Here is a 17,882-nt window from a genome sequence, read left to right on the forward strand (position 1 = left end):
AAACAGAGCCAGATACAGTCACTAAAGTGACTTTTTATTCCTCAAAACTCAGATTCTCCACCTGCAAATTCACAACATAAGCAGTGCAATTAAGCTAACAAAACCACCTTTACAATTAACATCAAGGGTTTAGCTTTTAATAACTTGTTAAATCAGCTCAACAAATGAACGACACTTGGCCTTTTAAGGCAATCCCCATGATATTTACCGCTAAGTTCCTCTATAATCAATATAACTAATAAATTAAAGCAAAATATTTATGCATATCTAATTGTGATATCTAATCACATTGTGTAACTCATTCAGTGCAAAACAAAAGGAGTTCCATGAATACTGTTTATTCTATTGGAGAGCTTGAATCTTTCCTCGTGGCAATTTTGGTACTATTCATTGGCCATACAATTAATCGACACGTACCTTCTTTCAGAAAATATAATATCCCAGAACCCATCGTGGGTGGACTTATCGTTGCAGGCGTAATCACCATATTACACTTCAACAAAATCAGTTTAGAATTTACTCTTTCAATGCAAAATACCTTGATGCTGATGTTTTTCAGTACCGTGGGGTTAGCGGCAAGTTATAAGCTATTAATGAAAGGCGGTACTAAGGTCATTGTCTTTTTAGGCATTGCATCTTTATATATCATTATTCAAAATGCGGTGGGCGTTAGCTTAGCCAGCGCTTTAGGGCTAGAGCCGATAATGGGCTTAATCGCTGGTTCAATTACCTTATCAGGTGGTCACGGCACGGGTGCTGCTTGGGCGCAAACCTTCCAAGACAACTATGGTATTAATACTTTAGAGTTTGCCATGGCAGCGGCCACCTTTGGTCTAGTCATGGGCGGTATTATTGGTGGTCCAGTTGCCCAGCGCCTTATCAATAAACATAACCTTGTTTCTTCATATGGTGTGGGTGGTAATCATCACGTAGATCATCCTGACTTAGTAACCTATGACCAATTAGAAATTGATCGCGTTACCGGTAAGAAAATTTTAGAAGTGCTATTCATTCTGCTGCTATGTGTGGCTGGGGCTAAGTGGTTCGGCAAATTTGTTAGCTCCATGGATATTGCATGGTTAAAAATGCCTGACTTTGTTTATGCCTTATTCTTTGGCGTGGTCATCACCAACGCCACTGAGTTGAGTCGCGGCTACAAAATCAACAGTGAATGTGTTGATATTTTAGGTACTGTGTCCTTGTCACTGTTCTTAGCGATGGCGCTAATGAACCTTAAGCTGTGGGAAATATTTGATTTAGCGGTACCGCTATTAATCATCTTAGTGTCTCAAGCGGCTATTTTAGCGGTGTTTGCCTACTTTGTTACCTTTAGATTAATGGGCTCAAACTATGACGCTGCAGTGATGGCTGGTGGTCATTGTGGTTTTGGTATGGGCGCAACCCCAACTGCGGTAATGAACATGGGCGCATTAGTTTCACGTACAGGTCCGTCGCCACAAGCCTTTATGGTAGTGCCTATTGTAGGGGCATTCTTTATTGATATTGTGAATGCCATTATCTTGCAAGGCTATTTAAGCTTTATGGGCTAGCGCTTAATACGCGAGTTTAACCGCTCGCTTTAGGGCTTAGTTAAAGCTAAACACAGATACAAAAATGCCAGTCAGTGACTGGCATTTTTGTCTTAAAGAAAACCGAATCCGCGACTAAGCCGTTGCCTCTTGGGTTTCTTTACCTGCACAGTGACCACATTGATTAATCACAAAACCAGCTTCAGTTTCAGTTAAACGACCGTTGCTAATAAACAGTTCAACTAACTGTGCGGCGCTCATATCACTGGCACGACAAGTATGAAACTCTGCATTTTCACCAAATTCTGCTGCCATCAACGCCAGCCATTGTTGTTGTGGCTGCGGGGTATTTTGATCTTTCATCAATTTGATAACGTTACGACCATGAATTGATTTTGACATTAGAATTCCTCAACAGTTAAAAAGCTATTTTACGACACAATCACTATTCCACTATTGCGTTAGCTCATGGTTTAACAAAAATTAACCTACTGAATTATCATCTAGACGCTGATTGGCTATAGTGAGCCGCCCACGAGGCTGTTAAAGTAGTAACTAAGCAGCAATCTAATCAAGAAGTAGAGCAACATGGCAAAAAGTATCTCTCAAGAAACCCAAGCTGAAGCAATGAAAATGGCTAAGGCTACTCAAAAACCTTCACAAACCAAAGAACAGACCAAACTCATCGCTCAAGGTATTGAGAAAGGTATAGCTGAATATAAAAAGTTGCAGAAAGCCAAAGCTCGTGGGGCTGATAAACAGCGGAAACAGAATCTTAAAGCTAAAAACCAGCTCAACCATGATGTAGTTGAACAGCAGCAGCCGCCACAGTCTCAGAAGTCATATTTACCCTGGGTGTTGCTTATCGCCAGTTGGGTCGGATTTATTGCATCTCATGTCCTGCAAGCAAACTGATCATTCTTAGCTAAGGGGATAAGGCGCCCCATTTATTATTTTTGCCACAAAGCAAAACAGTCAGCATAGCTGACTGTTCTTAAATTAAATCTTGCTGCAAATTAGCTTACATTTTTAAGCTGACATCTGAAGTGATTTTAGTCGAGCACGCTAATACATACCCTGCGGCAATTTCTTCAGCTGTTAATGTCATGGTACTGCTAGATTCAGTAGTCCCTGAGGTCACCTGGCACTTACAGGCGCCGCACACACCACTTCGGCACGCTGCGATTATCGGTAGCCCTTCAGACTCTATGCCATCAAGTAAGGTTTGCTCAGCCGATAATGCAACTTTTTTATCCTTAATTGAAAGCATGAAGTTGCTAGTTGTAGCCGCAGTATTTGTGCTGCTTGGGGGTGATTTAACCGCGCCAGTAAAGCTTTCTTGATGGAAGTTTTTCATCTCGAAACCACTGGTTTCAATCAAGGATTTAACTGACACCATGTAAGGCTCTGGGCCACACACAAAAATGGTGCGAGTCATAAAATCAGGCACTAATGCTTGCAGCTTTTCAATATCGATACGGCCTAACATACGGCTGTCGTTGCCAGTATGATTAACGCCTTCAACAAGCTCATCTGCATTTTCAAGCAGGTAACTTAATTGAAATTGAGCACTGCGATAAGCCATCGCACCTAAGCTATCAGCAAAGATAATATCTTCATCTGTTCGAGCGCTGTGCACAAAGGCAATATCACTGCCTACTTTGGTATCGAGCAGCCAACGTGACATTGAATACATTGGGGTAATGCCACTGCCAGCACTTAAAAATAAATACTTTTCAGCCGCTATATCCACTAAGTTAAAGGCGCCATCTGGGCCGACTAAGGTGATGATATCGCCTTGATTAACCTTATCAGCTAAAAAGTTTGACACTTTGCCACCAGCAATGCGCTTCACCGTGACCACAATTGAATAAGGTCTAGATGGAGACGATGACATGGTATAACTGCGATAAACTATTTCGCCTTCAATCTCTAATTTGAAGGTAATAAATTGCCCCGGTTTGTAGTTAAACTTAACAGGGGTTAAACCTTGAAAACGAAAGCTCACTACATCATGGGTTTCATGCCATTTTTCAGTACAGCGCAATTGCACTTCACCACGTTGCCACTCATCAGCATTTAATAATAACTGATTTGCATTGATGGATTTTTTTGCTTCAGCAGTAGTTGTAACCTCAGCCGTTTTCTTTGCTGTGGCAGCCAATGCACCCGATATTGAAAAACTCGGCGCAGCGCTGACCTTAGCAACTGACTTTTTGTTGTCATCTTTTGTTGATTGGGCGGCTGATAACGCTGCTGAAAATGAAAATCCTGATGAACTCATATTGCACCTGTATGGGAAACCATGTGTTAGAAGTAGAAAGTAAAAAACAGACAATAAAAAGGTGATATAAGCGCTAAGCCTATATCACCCAATAACCACTATTTAAGCCGCATTAATCATCGCTTTAAGATCTGACTCAACATCAGTGGTGTTACGTAAACCAAATTGGTCTTCTAACACTTTTGCTAAGTTTTCAGTCAAAAACGCTGGCGGAGTTGGGCCTGTACGAATGTTTTTAACGCCCAGTGATAATAGTGTCAGTAACACCACAATCGCTTTTTGCTCAAACCAAGACAGTACCAAGCTTAAAGGCAGTTCATTGATATCACAGTCAAAAATATCTTTTAATGCTAAGGCTAACTGTATAGCAGAGTAAGCATCGTTACATTGACCCACATCTAATAAACGTGGAATACCATTAATATCGCCAAACTCAAGTTTGTTGAACTTGTACTTACCACACCCTAAGGTCAGGATAATGGTGTCATCAGGCACTGATTTAGCTAAGTCAGTAAAGTAGCTACGTTCAGATTTATCGCCGTCACAACCACCGATTAAGAAAAAGTGCTTAATAGACCCATTTTTCACGTTCTCAACTACTGTTGGTGCCGCTTCCATTAAGGCATTACGTGCAAAACCAATCGTAATCGCATGTGGGATTTCATCGTAGCTAAAACCTTCAAGCTCAAGGGCTTTGTCAATCACAGCGCTAAAGTCTTCACCTTCGATGTGAGCAACACCAGGCCAGCCAACAATGCTACGGGTGAATATACGATCTGAATAATCGCCCACATTAGGGTCAATAATACAGTTTGAGGTCATCACAACAGCGCCTGGGAAAGTGCCAAATTCACGCTGTTGGTTCTGCCATGCGCTGCCGTAGTTACCCACTAAGTGTGGGAACTTTTTAAATGCAGGATAAGCTAATGCCGGTAACATTTCGCCATGGGTATAGACGTTAATGCCCTTACCTTGAGTTTGCTCTAAGATAAGTTCTAAATCTTTCATGTCATGACCTGACACTAAAATCGCCTTACCTTTAAATGATTTGGTGTTTACTTCAGTTGGCTCAGGGTGGCCAAATGCCGTCGTTTCACCCGCATCTAACATCGCCATTACGCGATAGTTTAATTGACCGATTTCCATTGCGGTAGCAAATAGCTTGTCGCCATCAACTGAGTCTTCGCCAAGGAATGACATGATTTGGTGAAATTCACCGGCCACATCGGCATCAGTTTGCTCAAGTACACGTGCATGCTCCATGTAAGCTGCTGCGCCTTTAAGGCCATATAAGCAAAGTAAACGTAAGCCCATGATGTCTTCATTAACATCGTCACCACGGTTTGGCAGTGCAACTGGAGCTTGTAGTAGCATTTCAGGCTGAGAAGCCGCTAAGTTAAATTCAGCTTGAGCTATCACTTCTTCAGCAGCAACGCCTTTTTCAGCGCAGGCTTGTTCGTATGCCGCTTTTAACTTGTTACGGTAAGTTTGAGCTTGATGTGCGTAATCAGCTAAACGTCCATCATCAAAGTTCACATTAGTTAATGTGGCAAAAAATGCCTTAGGAACAAAGGTATCAATCTCGGCATCGATGATATCGAACTGACGCGCCTTAACCGCATAAGCAGAAACGCCCTGCAACATGTAGATTAATAAATCTTGTAGATCTGACGTAGATGCTAACTTACCGCACATACCTTGAGAATAACTACAACCGTTGCCTGCTGGGGTTCTAACTGTTTGCTCGCATTGAATACAAAACATCACTTTGCTCCTGAATTTAATCATGCATAATATTTACATGTTTAGATGCAGTGTACTTAGATCAGCAAAAATCTAAACTTATTTTTACAAAATTTAATCAGTTTTATGATCTAGATCAGTTTCAGTATTCACTAATACTGAGCCCGATTCACATCGATGTTATCAATAAAGGCATCAGTTAATTGATTATTTTATCGTCAAAGACCTAGCGTTAAGTACAAAAAAACCAGCAAATGACTGCTGGTTTTTTTCGTGTGTATTTTGAGGCGTTATAAGCCTTAAAACTGATTACTGCGCCAATAGCACAGTGAAGCTTCGTTGCAGTTGTTCAGGATCTTGTTTACCAAATTTAAGTAATAAGTCATCTTTACCATCAGCATTAATATCGGTTGCCGATAGCATCGAGCCTTCAACCGGAATGATCATATCCCATTGCTGAGAGCGCTTACTAAAAGGCGCGCTACCAGCCTGACCCAGATAAATGTCTAAGGTTTCATTGTCATCAGACAATAATAACTCTTTATAACCATCGCCATTGATATCCGCTAACGCCACTACAGGTTCACCACTTTGGCCTGAAGTTAAGCTGAAGTTTAATTCAACCTCTTTACTGACATTGGCTTTATCTGCAAACTGGCTCGCTGTGTTCATTTTAAATACATGTACATCTTGATCAATGCTGCCTGACAGTAAGGCGCTTACGATCTGCGAAATGCTAATATCAAAGCCTGATACAATCACCTCATCGACATTGTCATTATCAATGTCATCAAAGCGCAGCCCTGTTAAGGTGCCTTCAGCTTTAATAACCGTCTCAGGGTCGCGGCCAAAAGCCACCACACCATCGTTATTACGACCTAAATAAATTTCATAGTCATTGGTACGATCAAACACCCCAGAGCTTTTGGTATATCTGACCACCAAGTCAGTAATCTCATCGCCATTCACATCACCAATACGCTCAACTTTACGGTATAGCAAATCACTTTGATCTAATGATTTGCCATAGGCATCACGCTTATTCCACCAATCAATACCGCTGATGGGTTGACTCACCGAAATATATTCTGCGATCGCGGCGAACTGCCCTTGATCGTTTTGATAATACACTTCGAGCGAGCCCTCACCGACTTTGACAATATCATCGCGACCATCAAAGTTCATATCACTGTGATAAAGCGTAGCGCGGCTATATTCAGCGCCATTATTGGTCAGCTCAACTTGAGGCAGTAACGGCAGTGATTGTCGGATGAATTGAGTATTACCAGCACCGAGCAATACATGCATTTCTCTAAAGTCACTTATCAGTACATCAGCAATATCATCATTATTAATATCACTGACAAAATCACCACGAGAGATAAAATCAGCATGGCCTGTAACAGCTAATGAATTAATATCAGCAACGGCAACTAACTCACCAGAAAGCGGTTTTGCTGCAGTATCTGTTTGTTGGCTGGTAATTTGTTTAGGTGAAAGTGAAGCTGAAGGATCTTGCACTAGCATGTCATCAGCGGAGATCGCATCTGCTGGGAGCATACTCACATCTAGCTTGTTAATAGCGCTATTAGCCGTAACTGGGGCATAACGTAGTAATTGCTCTGCAGTGACGAAATACAGCTGTTGCAGCGCAAGCATGCTATCAGTATTAGAGTCGATTTCATTAATATCAAAGCTATAAATATCTTTGTTTAATAATACTTTATCTAGCATCACTAATTGCTTATCGACAATGCCGTATACAGCAAACCAGCGCTGATGTTCATCATCAACACCCAGTGCTAGTAACTCATTGCCCTCATTATCGAGTAAGTTAACGCTTAATACTGGATGAGTCAGTTCAAATTCGGTATCAACTGTAAAAGTGGTGAATTTTAGCTCTGTATCTGCAGCAAAAGCTGGATGGATAAAAGGTAAAATACAACAGCTTGCTACCAATAGCGCGCGGGTTAATTTATTCATCCTGAAAACATATCCTTAAACATTATCTTTAACTTATATAGTTAAGATAACCTTGATTGAATAAAGTTCATACAATGAAATTGTTACCACTTACGTATCGAGAACGATTCAAGCTGTAAAAGGAATAGGAATTGACTAACAACTTATCTTGCCAAGATCAAAGTGTCTGATAGGTTAGCTTTACTAGTTCTTCACCGTACTTACGCTCAAGTTTACGCACGATAAAGTGACCTCTTGCCATGTCTTGAAAATGATCGATAAATAAGGTGTTAATGATCGCCCCACCCGCAGCGCCTATGGCAGGTACAGCTTGAGCGGCCACCTTTTGAGTCACCTGCACGCCAAAGCGCTCTGCCACCACGGTCACTAATTTAACCATCATTGGCGCAGCTTCTTTACTAAAGCCTTTAGTGGCAACGTATTCAGCGGCTTCAGCAATTGAATTGGCTAACACGGTGCGCACCGCAAAGTAGCCTTTTTCAGCTTGATCGTCATCATTTGACTCACCCCCTAGGGCAAAGACTTCTATGCAGGCCATTTTAGTGGCCACTTCATCGAGTTGCTCACCCTCACTGCGAGCAATATCGGCAATGGATCGCAACATGATGGTGGTTGAAATCGGTAGCTCTAATGCCAATGCGCTTAAGCCGAAAAAGCCCCCCACACCACCACTCACTGCAACACCGAGTTTGTGCCAACGATCAGAAGATTGCTCATGGGGGATGTTTTTCATGGTAAATAGCGCCGCATCCGAGGCTTTCATCAACGCCATTTCTGTGACTTTGCCAATACCATTACTGACACTTTTAGGCAGTAGCGCAAAACCTTGCTCAATGGGCGAGCCAATAAAATCTGTGATTTTGGCTGCTAAGCCGGGGTTTTCAAGTAACTGCTTAGCCTGCACTAATTGGGCATTATCTTCTACAGATAGACTCATGGCTTTCCCTTCTTTCACAGCCGCACGATTAACAACAGCGCTAATAGCTCACTAGATAATGGTGACTTTCTCAATCACTATCGCCGTTTTAGGCACATCGTCATGACCTGCTACCGTGGCCGTTTTAGCTTTTTCAATTTCTTTGACCACTTCAATACCGGCAACCACTCTGCCAAAAACCGCATAACCCCAACCGCTGTTGGTGGTCGCTGTGTGGTCTAAAAAGCTATTATCAGCAGTATTAATAAAAAACTGCCCGGTGGCCGAATGCGGCGCATCGGTTCTTGCCATTGCTATGGTGCCAAGTGTGTTACTCAAGCCACGATTAGCTTCATTAACGATAGGATCGCGAGTGGGCTTTTCTTTCATCTTGGCAGTAAAACCACCCCCTTGGATCATAAAGCCTTTTATCACCCGATGAAAAATAGTGTAATCATAAAACCCATCCTGACAGTACTGTAAAAAATTCTTCGAACTAACAGGGGCTTTTTCCATATCCAGTTCAATATGGATATCGCCAACATTGGTGGTAAAAATAACGGTCATGGGATCTCAATTTAACAACGAAAAGTTAAGCTCAATTATAGCGTTTATCCTATGCTTCAGGCTATAAATAAGCGTCATGCTTTAAGTCAGATAAAGTAAGCTTATTTGCTACTATTAAACAAATCCATTGCCGCGCGTGTCATTGCCCGCACGCCGGTGCTGATAGTTAACGGATAATCTGGGGCAAACTTACTCGAATGCAATGATGGCAAGCTGTCGCCGCTATCAATACTGGCTTGATACACGCTTGGCTCAACAGCCCCTAACCAAAATAAAGTGATCGGAATATTTTGCTCAGTTCGGCCATATAAGCCAAAATCTTCTCCGGCCATAACCTGTGGCGCTAGCACCACATTATCTTTTCCTAGTTCAGCTTCAATGCTGGCCTTAACTTGGGCAGCCAATGCTGGGTCATTATAAGTCGAAGGTATTTTTTCATCTTCATGCACATACACTTCAGGCATCAGTTCATCAGGTAAACCCGCACTAATCGCAATGCCCTTAGTGATACGTTTTATTGCAGCGATTTGCTGCTCACGTACTTCAGGGTTATATGATCGCAGAGTTAATTGCAGCTTCACTTCATTGGAAATAATATTATGTTTTGAGCCGCCATGAATTGAACCTACTGTGACCACGTTTGGCTCAAGGGGTGACACTTCACGGCTTGGAATGGTTTGCAATGCTAATACTGTGCGCGCCGCCAGAACCACAGGGTCTATGGTTAAATGGGGGTAAGCACCATGGCCACCTTTGCCTTTAATGCTGATATCCACCGAATCCACATTGGCCAATGCATAACCACTAATAGAGCCGACTTTACCAGCAGGAATAGATGCACTGACATGCAAACCTAACACCTTATCAGGAGTGGGAAACTCGCTAAATAAACCTTGCTTGAGCATGGCTTTTGCGCCGCCGCCCATTTCTTCTGCAGGCTGGGCTACCATCATCAAAGTGCCTTGCCAAGCTGACTTGTGCAACATCAATTGCTCGGCTGCGCCAATCATGCTGGTCATATGAATATCATGGCCACAGCCATGCATAATGCCCACAGTATTGTTATGTGCATCTTGGGTTGTCACTGTCGATGCATAAGCTTTGCCCGTTTGTTCAATAATAGGTAAAGCATCAATATCGGCGCGGATCATCACCGTAGGCCCGTCGCCATTTTTGAATATGCCCACCACGCCGTAGCCGCCATAATTATCAGTGACTTCAAAACCTAATTGCCGTAACTCTTTTGCCATTCTGGCACTGGTATTTTTCTCTTGATAGGACAGTTCAGGGTGTTGATGAAGGTGAGTATAAAGCTGTTCAAGTTGTGGTAATGCTTTGGTCACTGAATAATCAAGATCTACAGCGCGTAACGAGGTGGTGGTTATCGTTGCAGCTAAAGCCAGTGATATCGACAATGCTGTTGGTATGGCTGTTAAGCGTGCTGATAATGTCATGGTGTCTTCCTTGTTGACTGTTCATCTTGACTGAGAATCTTGACTGCTAAAAGTCGTAGTCGCTGATAATTACTATTTATTATATTGAATTAATAACCTAGCATAGCCTTGGTCAATTTTATAATGTGTTGTAAACATTTAGCCGTTCAAAAAGGAAACATACTCGTGATGATGGAAACAGGTCGATTAGTTCGCTGGAATAGCAGTAAAGGCTTCGGTTTTATTGAGCCTGATGAAGGTGGCAAGGACGTGTTTATTCATATTTCAACCCTTAAACATATGGCGAGAAAGCCCATTCAAGGTGATCAAATTGCGTATATCGTAGCGCAGCAAGCTGACGGTAAAATTAAGGCGATCGAAGCCAACATTGAAGGCGTAGCAGTAAAAAGCGGCTCAACATCAACAGCTCAAAACCAGCAGAAAAAGCCAGGTTCACCTAAAAAACGAGGCCCGATCAAAATGCAAAAAGCCACCACAGCTTCTGGCACCATGAGCCGGATCATTATTATTCTGATCGTTATCGCCATCGGCCGCTTTGCTTATCAAGCTTACTATGACATCACTAATGCATCTGGAGCAGGTGCATCTGGAGCAGATGCACCAATCCAAGAACCAAGGAAATAAAAGTGACAATAATAATCGAAACTGAACGCCTAATCATTCGTGAATTTAATCTTGGCGATACAAAGGCTGTGCTTGAGTTTAATTCAGAGGAAGTCAACCGCTACACTGGCGATGCAGGCATGTGTAATAACATCGAAGATGCAAAAAACATTATTCAGGACATCTGGTTAGCAGAATACCAGAAATATGGTTTGGCTCGTTAGGCTGTAGAATTAAAAGCAACCAAACAAGTCATAGGCTTTTGTGGGTTTAAATATGATTTACGTATTAATGCAGTAGATATAGGCTATCGCTTACACCCAGATTTTTGGGGTAAGGGCTATGCCACAGAAGCTAACCTTGCCAGTATTGAGTATGCTAAGAAACATATGGATTTAGATATTATTTACGGCGAAGTCGTCAACCTTAATCTTGGCTCAGTCAACATCATTGAAAAGTTAGGTATGACGTTTATCAGACAATATGAAGACGAAGGTTTTACCCTGCTACGATACGCAATCTCGTTAAAAGGTAATCCGCTGCCAGCTGATTAATTGGATTCAAAGCACAAAAAAAGCGCCAACGACTTCTATTAGGGCGCCCTTTATCCATCCAACTCTTTATCGTTAGTTAAGGCTAAAAATACGCTGCCCAGCCGATAACAAAACCTTGGGAAGCTGTATCATATGAAAAGTTATCTTGGTGATAAAGTTGAGACACCCATTTATGTAACTTTTACTTACTTAGAAGTGTGCCGCCCTAGCAGTCTGAGGCTAAAACACATATATTTGAGCTAGATATTGCGCTTTTAGGGATAAAATCATGCTGCAAACAACATGGCGAACGCTTTTTACTGCTTTTGTGTTGTTATCGATGTCGAGCCTAATGCCAACCGCCATGGCTGCGGACGATATCAATTTAAAAAAAGTTGCTGAAGCAGAAAAGCGCAGTGAAGCCATAGCCGAAGCTCAAGGTGGACTCACCCTCGCCCGAGATGGCGAAACTCCTTTATCAGCCCTCATTGAAATCGGTCGAGCGGTACAAGAAAACGACTGGGAAGCTGCCACTGAGTTTATTGATCTGCGTTACCTGCCCAAAGATATTAATCCCGAAGATGGTGCCGATTTACTGCGTAAACTGGCGATATTATGGAATAAACAAAACATCCTCGACCTTTCGCAGATCAGCGATCAACCAGAAGGACACCTTAACGATAAACTGCCAAGCTATCGTGATTTGTTAGGGGTACTAGAAACCAGTAAAGGCCCTGTTCCGGTCTATTTACAGCGAGTTCCAGACGGTAAAAAAGGCAAAATTTGGAAGATCTCTAACGCCACTATAGCCCAAGTTCCTGAGCTATGGGACGAATATGGCTACAGCCCGCAAATCGAAGCACTGGCTAACGTTTTACCGCAATTCACCATGTTCCATATGGAAAACTGGCAACTGCTGATCTTTATTCTGTGTATTTTCTTTGGTTGGATCGCCACCGGATTAATCAGCATTGCCGCCAAAACCATTGCCGCTAAATTTGAACATAAACTGGCTGGATTAACCCGTTTTTCAGGCAACAGCTTGCGCTGGTTTTTATATCTTTCGAGCTTGCAATATGTGGCGCTGTCATTAGGTTTATCGATTAGGGCACGTGTATGGTTTGATAACAGCACCTTGCTGTATATCGCCAACACCATTCTAATTTTAGGTTTAGTGGAATTGTATTCCGCAATAAAATCCAAGCAATTAAACGATCAAGATAAAAGCTACTCCGTGGCCTTACTCAGGCCTATGGTAGCAATATTAAAAATCGTCATTGTGGTGGTTATTGCCTTAATGTGGTTTGAAAGCTCAGGATACAACATGGCCACCATTTTAACCGGCCTAGGTGTCGGCAGTTTAGCCATTGCCTTGGCGGCGCAAAAACCATTAGAAAATGTCTTCGGCGCATTAACTTTATATGCTGCAAGACCAATAAAACCGGGGGATTTTTGCCGCTTTGGCACCACTATGGGCGTAGTTGAAGAAATTGGCTTACGCTCGACGCGGATCAGAAAACTCGATCGCACCGTAGTGCATATCCCTAACTCGGTATTTTCATCCCAAGAGTTAGAAAACTTCTCTGTTATCGATCGTCGCCGCTATAAGCACGATCTGCGCATTAGCCTTGATACCAGTAAAGAGCAACTGCAAATGCTGTTAATGGAACTGCGAAAATTATTATTGTCACACCCCAGAGTGTTAGAGATTGCTCAGCGGGCGCGTTTTCTTGCCATTGAGCGTGATGCGTTTGTCGTCAACGTAAATGCCTATATCGATACCGGTGATATCAATGAATATTTTGGTATTGCTGAGGATTTAAACTTTCACTTACTGAATATTTTAAAGCAGTTAGACATTAAAATTGCCCCTATTGGTCAAAATGTCATGCTACAAAATGCCAGCAGCGCAGACGTCGAGGTACAACAACAAGCGGAGCAAACCATTAAACAATTAATCGAGGAAGATGCCTTACCTTTTCCCAATTACAGCGAAGCTACCCGTGATGAATTTAAAGGCACAGTGCCCTACCCACCTGTGGGCAGTGTCACTAAACCTAAAGATGTGATGAAATCACCAGAAGAAACTGACATTGAAGTAGAACTGAAAGGATAAGTTTTACATTCCAGTCGCCATTAAAAAAGCCGAGAACATCTCGGCTTTTTACGTAATCGGAATAACTAAGCAACTCACCCATGGGTTAGTTTTTAAGGGGATGATCTTCAGGAAGTTGGCGACTGATCCACAAAATCAATTTATGCTTACGATTTGGGCCATCATCATTATCTTCAGCTAATGCTTGAATTAGCCCATCTTGCACCAATAAACGGTAAATACATTCCACTTTATCTTTTGGCGATATACCAACACCAAAGTTTTCAAAACCGCGACGTTTTGCATAACCCTCACCAATTTCCATTGCGAGTTTAAGCAATTTAGTATCGTTCTTACCTGGCTTCATATAACCACTCTCGTTTGGGGCTTTACGCTAAAACTACGCTATTGGGGATAAAATTCAATCACTGCTGCGTAAAAACAGCAGCCAATAACTTGTTTTATTCTTAGTTGAGCAATTATCAATCGATTAGCTTATCACTTTAGCTATTAAGTAAAATTCTGGCACAATAGCTAGATTATGGTTTTATGAAGTGGCTACAACATCAAAAAGGGAAAGTAAGGGTTTAATGACGATAGATAAAGCAGTTATTAGCAAGATTACCACGGCATTAAAAGCTCAAAGTATAAGCGAGATTGAGGTAATTCAATCCCTATGGGGCGGTTATGGCGAACTATTTCGCGCTAAGCTTACTGGTAGCCAATATTCATCTGTTATCGTTAAACACATTAAACTGCCACAGCCAGAGTCGCATCCCAAGGGCTGGAATAGCGCCCTATCACATCAACGTAAACTCAAATCTTATCAAGTTGAAGCTAACTGGTATCAGCACTACGCTCAGCTATGTGGCAGTGGCAGTGATAATGATCGTCAAAGCGAAAACAGCGTGCCTCAATGTTTATACATTCAGCGCAGCGAACTAGAAACCTTACTGATCCTTGAAGACTTACATACTTTAGGTTTCGATCAAGTATTAACCCATGCCGATCACACAGCCATTTTGGCCAGCCTTAAATGGCTGGGACATTTTCACGGCCAATTTATGGCTAATCAATTTACAACTAGCCAGCCATCAACCGTGAATACCACCGACCTATGGCCCACAGGCAGCTACTGGCATTTAGATACTCGCCCCGATGAATTACAGGCACTCAGCGATCAGCCGTTAAAAATGGCAGCCAATACAATCGATCGCGCTTTAAAACAGACGCCATACCAAACAATAATCCACGGCGATGCCAAACTCGCTAACTTTTGTTTTAATACTCACCACGACAAAGCTGCTGCGGTGGACTTTCAATATGTGGGCCAAGGTTGCGGCATGAAAGATGTGATTTTACTGCTAAGCAGTACGCTGACATTTACCGAACCACATAAACTAATCGAGCATTATTTGGATTACTATTTTAGTCAGCTCGCCAGCAGCATTAATCTCCATCAGCCAGATATTAATCCTAAAGAGGTTGAACAAACTTGGCGCCCTTTGTATTGCATAGCATGGGCCGATTTTCAGCGCTTTATTAAAGGCTGGAGCCCAAAGCATGTCAAAATAAACGCTTATACAGAAATGTTAACCGCACAGGCCTTAAGCCAGCTAACGACATCATCAAAGTAGCCAAACCTACTAGTGACTTTTTAAGGACAATATCGACAACGACTATCTAGATAACAACGGTTTTATTAACAAGCATAGCGACAAAAGACATAGCGATAAAAACTAGCCTTGCTTGGTGATGCGGGGATTTCAATAACAAACCTTTAGTTACTATCACTAGCTAATATCACTAAAAAAGGAACCATGATCATGTCAATCAGCAACGGAATCGCTCAGTTTATAGAGTTAACAGTGAGTTTAGATAATGGAAAATTGTGCTTTAGTTATAGCAATGGCAATAATCCGATTGAAGTCACACAAAAAGGCACCATTACTTACCAATTAATCGACAACACCACTAAGGGGCTTAAATTTGTTGGCGCCGCTTTTGATGCGCCTTTTGCAGGGCTGATTGATTCGGCCACCGTAAATAATGATGGTAAAATGTTACAATTTCTTGATCTCGATAATGCCAGCGGCGCTGCCAGTTTTCGATTTATCTTTAGCAATGCAGAAAACACATTATTGCTAACCAGCCCAGATCCTCAAATTATTAACAGACCAGCATAAATAAAAATATCCTTAACTCGTTACAGCACATAGCATCACAAGATTGATGCTATGTTCTGCTTTTAACGTTAATGATTGAATTGACATAAGCTTCGGCCAACCTTTGGATGCACATAACGTGTATGTCAGTACATTTGATTTTACTTTTCCAGAAAGTGATTTACGACTCACCTACCTAGTTTTTCTGCCTGGAAACACAAATAAAAAAACAAAAACATAAAATAAAACACTTTAAAATCATAGATATAAACCAGAAGGTTAACGAAAGGTTATAGACGTCAAAGCTGCGTAGAGTATCCACTAGAAAATACCTGTTATGTCGATACTTAATCTGAAATGACCTCAGTTCTCGCCATAACGACTCTAGTAAGGATACTCGTTATGTTAAATCTTTCTGCCAATTTTTATGCGCTTGACAGCAAACCTTGCATTGAGCCACAGCCTCGTATGAATAAAAACGCATTCATGCGCGGCGACTTAGAAGCGGTAAATTTGCCCCTAAAAAAGGCTCCATTAACTACTAAGACTGTAGCTAAAATCTCACCATTAGGAGCTCCAACGGTGAATTCACTATCGAACTTAGTTGATCACTTAATGGAAGCCATGCTGGTGGTGGATGAGCTTGGTGCTATCCAAATGGCCAATCGACATGCCAAGAGCTTGTTACTGGGCGCAGATAAGGCTGATGAGCTTATTGGCCAGCAGTGGCAATCATTTTTGTGCGAACCACAAAAAAGCCTGTATCAACAAATGATTCTCCAATCCCAAATGGAGCCTATTCCCCTAAACCATTTACCCACTGAAACCAAAATTAACCTCGATAATGGCAGTTGTATTGATGTGGAAATTTCGGTGAGCTATTTGCCCATGAAACAGCCGCTATTTGGCATTGTTATTCGTGATCTGAGTAAATTTCGTACTGAATACCAACAACTGCATCACTGGGCATCCACAGATTGTTTAACCAATTTAGCTAATCGACGTATATTCGACACTAACTTGAAGTCACATTGGCAAGCCTGCAGCGAAGCAGGTTGGCCCATTAGCGTGGTCATCATTGATGTGGATCATTTTAAGTCTTTTAATGATAAATATGGCCATATTCTTGGAGATCGCTGCTTACAAAAAGTCGCCGACGCCATTAAAGCCTCTGTGCCTAATAACGAATGTACCGTAGCCAGATATGGCGGCGAAGAGTTTGCACTGATTCTGCCAAATTTAAGCACTGTAGAGGTGGAGCAAATAGCCTTACTCGTTCAACAAAATATTAATGCCCTAACTTTTATTGATATTGGTTTGGATGAATCAGTCAGCATTAGTGTAAGCCAAGGCTATGCTTGTGAAATCAATGGCCAGTTTCGAACAGCGAATGCCCTGTTATGCGCTGCTGATACCGCTCTGTATCGCGCTAAAACCAATGGCAGAAATCGTATCAATGCGTCTTGTTAACCACTTCAATAAGCTAACTAACTGACCCCCCCTAAATAAGTAAAAGGTAAGCAAATGTAAGTAAGCACAAACTCACATCTTAATCTTATCTAGCTTGGGTTAAGGATGTTGCAGCGAGTACAACTAACAATACTCGCTGCCAAGTCACAGGTCTCATAGTACTTAACGTCAATTCGGATACTCTGTTTTACAGTTATAGCTTCATGCTTTCGTACTGGTTAATTGTGGCCATTCGCAGGCCAAGCCTCACAGTTCAAAGCATTGGTAACCAAAGGATAACTGTTATAGCGTTATGCTTTCGTACTGGTTAATAGTGGCCAGTCGCTGCCAAGCCACACAGATACCCTGTTATAGCGTTATGCTTTCGTGCTGGTTAATAGTGGCCGTTAGCTGCCAAGCCACTAGTCTTATAGTACTTATGTCAATTCGGATACCCTGTTACAGCGTTATGCTTTCGTACTGGTTAATAGTGGCCATTCGCAGGCCAAGCCGCACAGTTCAAAGCATTGGTAACCAAAGGATAATTGTTATAGCTTTATG

16 protein-coding genes and 1 pseudogene are annotated in these 17,882 nt (G+C 42.0%); 9 read left to right on the forward strand and 8 right to left on the reverse strand.

Going from position 1 to position 17,882, the window contains the following annotated elements:
• Positions 1-326: 326 nt before the first annotated feature.
• Positions 327-1,550 carry a sodium/glutamate symporter gene (gltS, locus tag Q4591_RS14520; RefSeq protein ID WP_076538815.1) on the forward strand — a complete coding sequence of 408 codons (1,224 nt, stop codon included), beginning with the start codon at positions 327-329 and terminating at the stop codon, positions 1,548-1,550.
• 114 nt (positions 1,551-1,664) lie between these two features.
• Here the strand turns inward: gltS and Q4591_RS14525 are convergent, their stop codons facing one another.
• Positions 1,665-1,931 carry a YecH family protein gene (locus Q4591_RS14525; protein WP_102437627.1) on the reverse strand — a complete coding sequence of 89 codons (267 nt, stop codon included), beginning with the start codon at positions 1,929-1,931 and terminating at the stop codon, positions 1,665-1,667.
• A gap of 186 nt (positions 1,932-2,117) precedes the next feature.
• Here Q4591_RS14525 and Q4591_RS14530 point away from each other — a divergent pair, with 186 nt between their 5' ends.
• Entirely contained in the window at positions 2,118-2,444 is a 327-nt protein-coding gene (locus Q4591_RS14530; protein ID WP_102437626.1) for a DUF2956 domain-containing protein, read from the forward strand.
• A 106-nt stretch (positions 2,445-2,550) separates the two neighbouring features.
• Here Q4591_RS14530 and Q4591_RS14535 read toward each other — a convergent pair whose 3' ends face one another.
• The 6 genes from Q4591_RS14535 to Q4591_RS14560 all read right to left on the reverse strand — a co-directional run bounded on the left by Q4591_RS14535 (position 2,551) and on the right by Q4591_RS14560 (position 10,476).
• Complete coding sequence (locus Q4591_RS14535) at positions 2,551-3,813, reverse strand: hybrid-cluster NAD(P)-dependent oxidoreductase (RefSeq protein ID WP_102437624.1); 1,263 nt, start codon at positions 3,811-3,813, stop codon at positions 2,551-2,553.
• 102 nt (positions 3,814-3,915) lie between these two features.
• On the reverse strand, positions 3,916-5,577 hold the full coding sequence (gene hcp / locus Q4591_RS14540) for a hydroxylamine reductase (protein ID WP_102437623.1): 1,662 nt from the start codon (positions 5,575-5,577) through the stop codon (positions 3,916-3,918).
• A 288-nt stretch (positions 5,578-5,865) separates the two neighbouring features.
• Positions 5,866-7,539 (reverse strand): VCBS repeat-containing protein, encoded by a 1,674-nt coding sequence (locus Q4591_RS14545; protein WP_303461631.1) that lies wholly within the window; start codon positions 7,537-7,539, stop codon positions 5,866-5,868.
• Positions 7,540-7,696: 157 nt separating this feature from the next.
• A complete protein-coding gene (locus Q4591_RS14550) occupies positions 7,697-8,476 on the reverse strand; it encodes an EcsC family protein (RefSeq protein WP_102437619.1) in 780 nt (259 codons plus the stop codon).
• A gap of 51 nt (positions 8,477-8,527) precedes the next feature.
• Positions 8,528-9,022, reverse strand: coding sequence for a peptidylprolyl isomerase (locus tag Q4591_RS14555; protein WP_102437617.1), 495 nt, complete (start codon positions 9,020-9,022; stop codon positions 8,528-8,530).
• 101 nt (positions 9,023-9,123) lie between these two features.
• Complete coding sequence (locus tag Q4591_RS14560; RefSeq protein WP_303461633.1) at positions 9,124-10,476, reverse strand: M20 family metallopeptidase; 1,353 nt, start codon at positions 10,474-10,476, stop codon at positions 9,124-9,126.
• Positions 10,477-10,644: 168 nt separating this feature from the next.
• Here Q4591_RS14560 and Q4591_RS14565 point away from each other — a divergent pair, with 168 nt between their 5' ends.
• The 4 genes and pseudogenes from Q4591_RS14565 to Q4591_RS14575 all read left to right on the forward strand — a co-directional run bounded on the left by Q4591_RS14565 (position 10,645) and on the right by Q4591_RS14575 (position 13,728).
• The gene (locus Q4591_RS14565) at positions 10,645-11,100 is read left to right on the forward strand and encodes a cold-shock protein (RefSeq protein ID WP_241904009.1); all 456 of its coding nucleotides are present in this window, start codon (positions 10,645-10,647) and stop codon (positions 11,098-11,100) included.
• 2 nt (positions 11,101-11,102) lie between these two features.
• Entirely contained in the window at positions 11,103-11,303 is a 201-nt protein-coding gene (locus tag Q4591_RS20155; protein ID WP_347230794.1) for a hypothetical protein, read from the forward strand.
• Between the two features lie 12 nt (positions 11,304-11,315).
• A pseudogene (locus Q4591_RS20160) lies at positions 11,316-11,633 on the forward strand (GNAT family N-acetyltransferase); the annotation flags it as partial.
• A gap of 268 nt (positions 11,634-11,901) precedes the next feature.
• Positions 11,902-13,728 carry a mechanosensitive ion channel family protein gene (locus tag Q4591_RS14575; protein WP_102437613.1) on the forward strand — a complete coding sequence of 609 codons (1,827 nt, stop codon included), beginning with the start codon at positions 11,902-11,904 and terminating at the stop codon, positions 13,726-13,728.
• 85 nt (positions 13,729-13,813) lie between these two features.
• Here Q4591_RS14575 and Q4591_RS14580 read toward each other — a convergent pair whose 3' ends face one another.
• Entirely contained in the window at positions 13,814-14,074 is a 261-nt protein-coding gene (locus tag Q4591_RS14580; RefSeq protein WP_102437611.1) for a DUF5062 family protein, read from the reverse strand.
• 223 nt (positions 14,075-14,297) lie between these two features.
• Between Q4591_RS14580 and Q4591_RS14585 the strand changes: the two genes are divergently transcribed.
• The 3 genes from Q4591_RS14585 (at position 14,298) to Q4591_RS14595 (ending at position 17,342) form a co-directional block, all read left to right on the forward strand.
• The gene (locus Q4591_RS14585) at positions 14,298-15,344 is read left to right on the forward strand and encodes a phosphotransferase (RefSeq protein ID WP_303461635.1); all 1,047 of its coding nucleotides are present in this window, start codon (positions 14,298-14,300) and stop codon (positions 15,342-15,344) included.
• Between the two features lie 189 nt (positions 15,345-15,533).
• A complete protein-coding gene (locus Q4591_RS14590; protein ID WP_303461637.1) occupies positions 15,534-15,893 on the forward strand; it encodes a DP-EP family protein in 360 nt (119 codons plus the stop codon).
• Between the two features lie 381 nt (positions 15,894-16,274).
• Complete coding sequence (locus Q4591_RS14595; protein WP_303461639.1) at positions 16,275-17,342, forward strand: diguanylate cyclase; 1,068 nt, start codon at positions 16,275-16,277, stop codon at positions 17,340-17,342.
• The last annotated feature ends 540 nt before the right edge of the window (positions 17,343-17,882 follow it).

Source organism: Shewanella sp. 3_MG-2023, assembly GCF_030548765.1.
Lineage (GTDB): Bacteria > Pseudomonadota > Gammaproteobacteria > Enterobacterales > Shewanellaceae > Shewanella.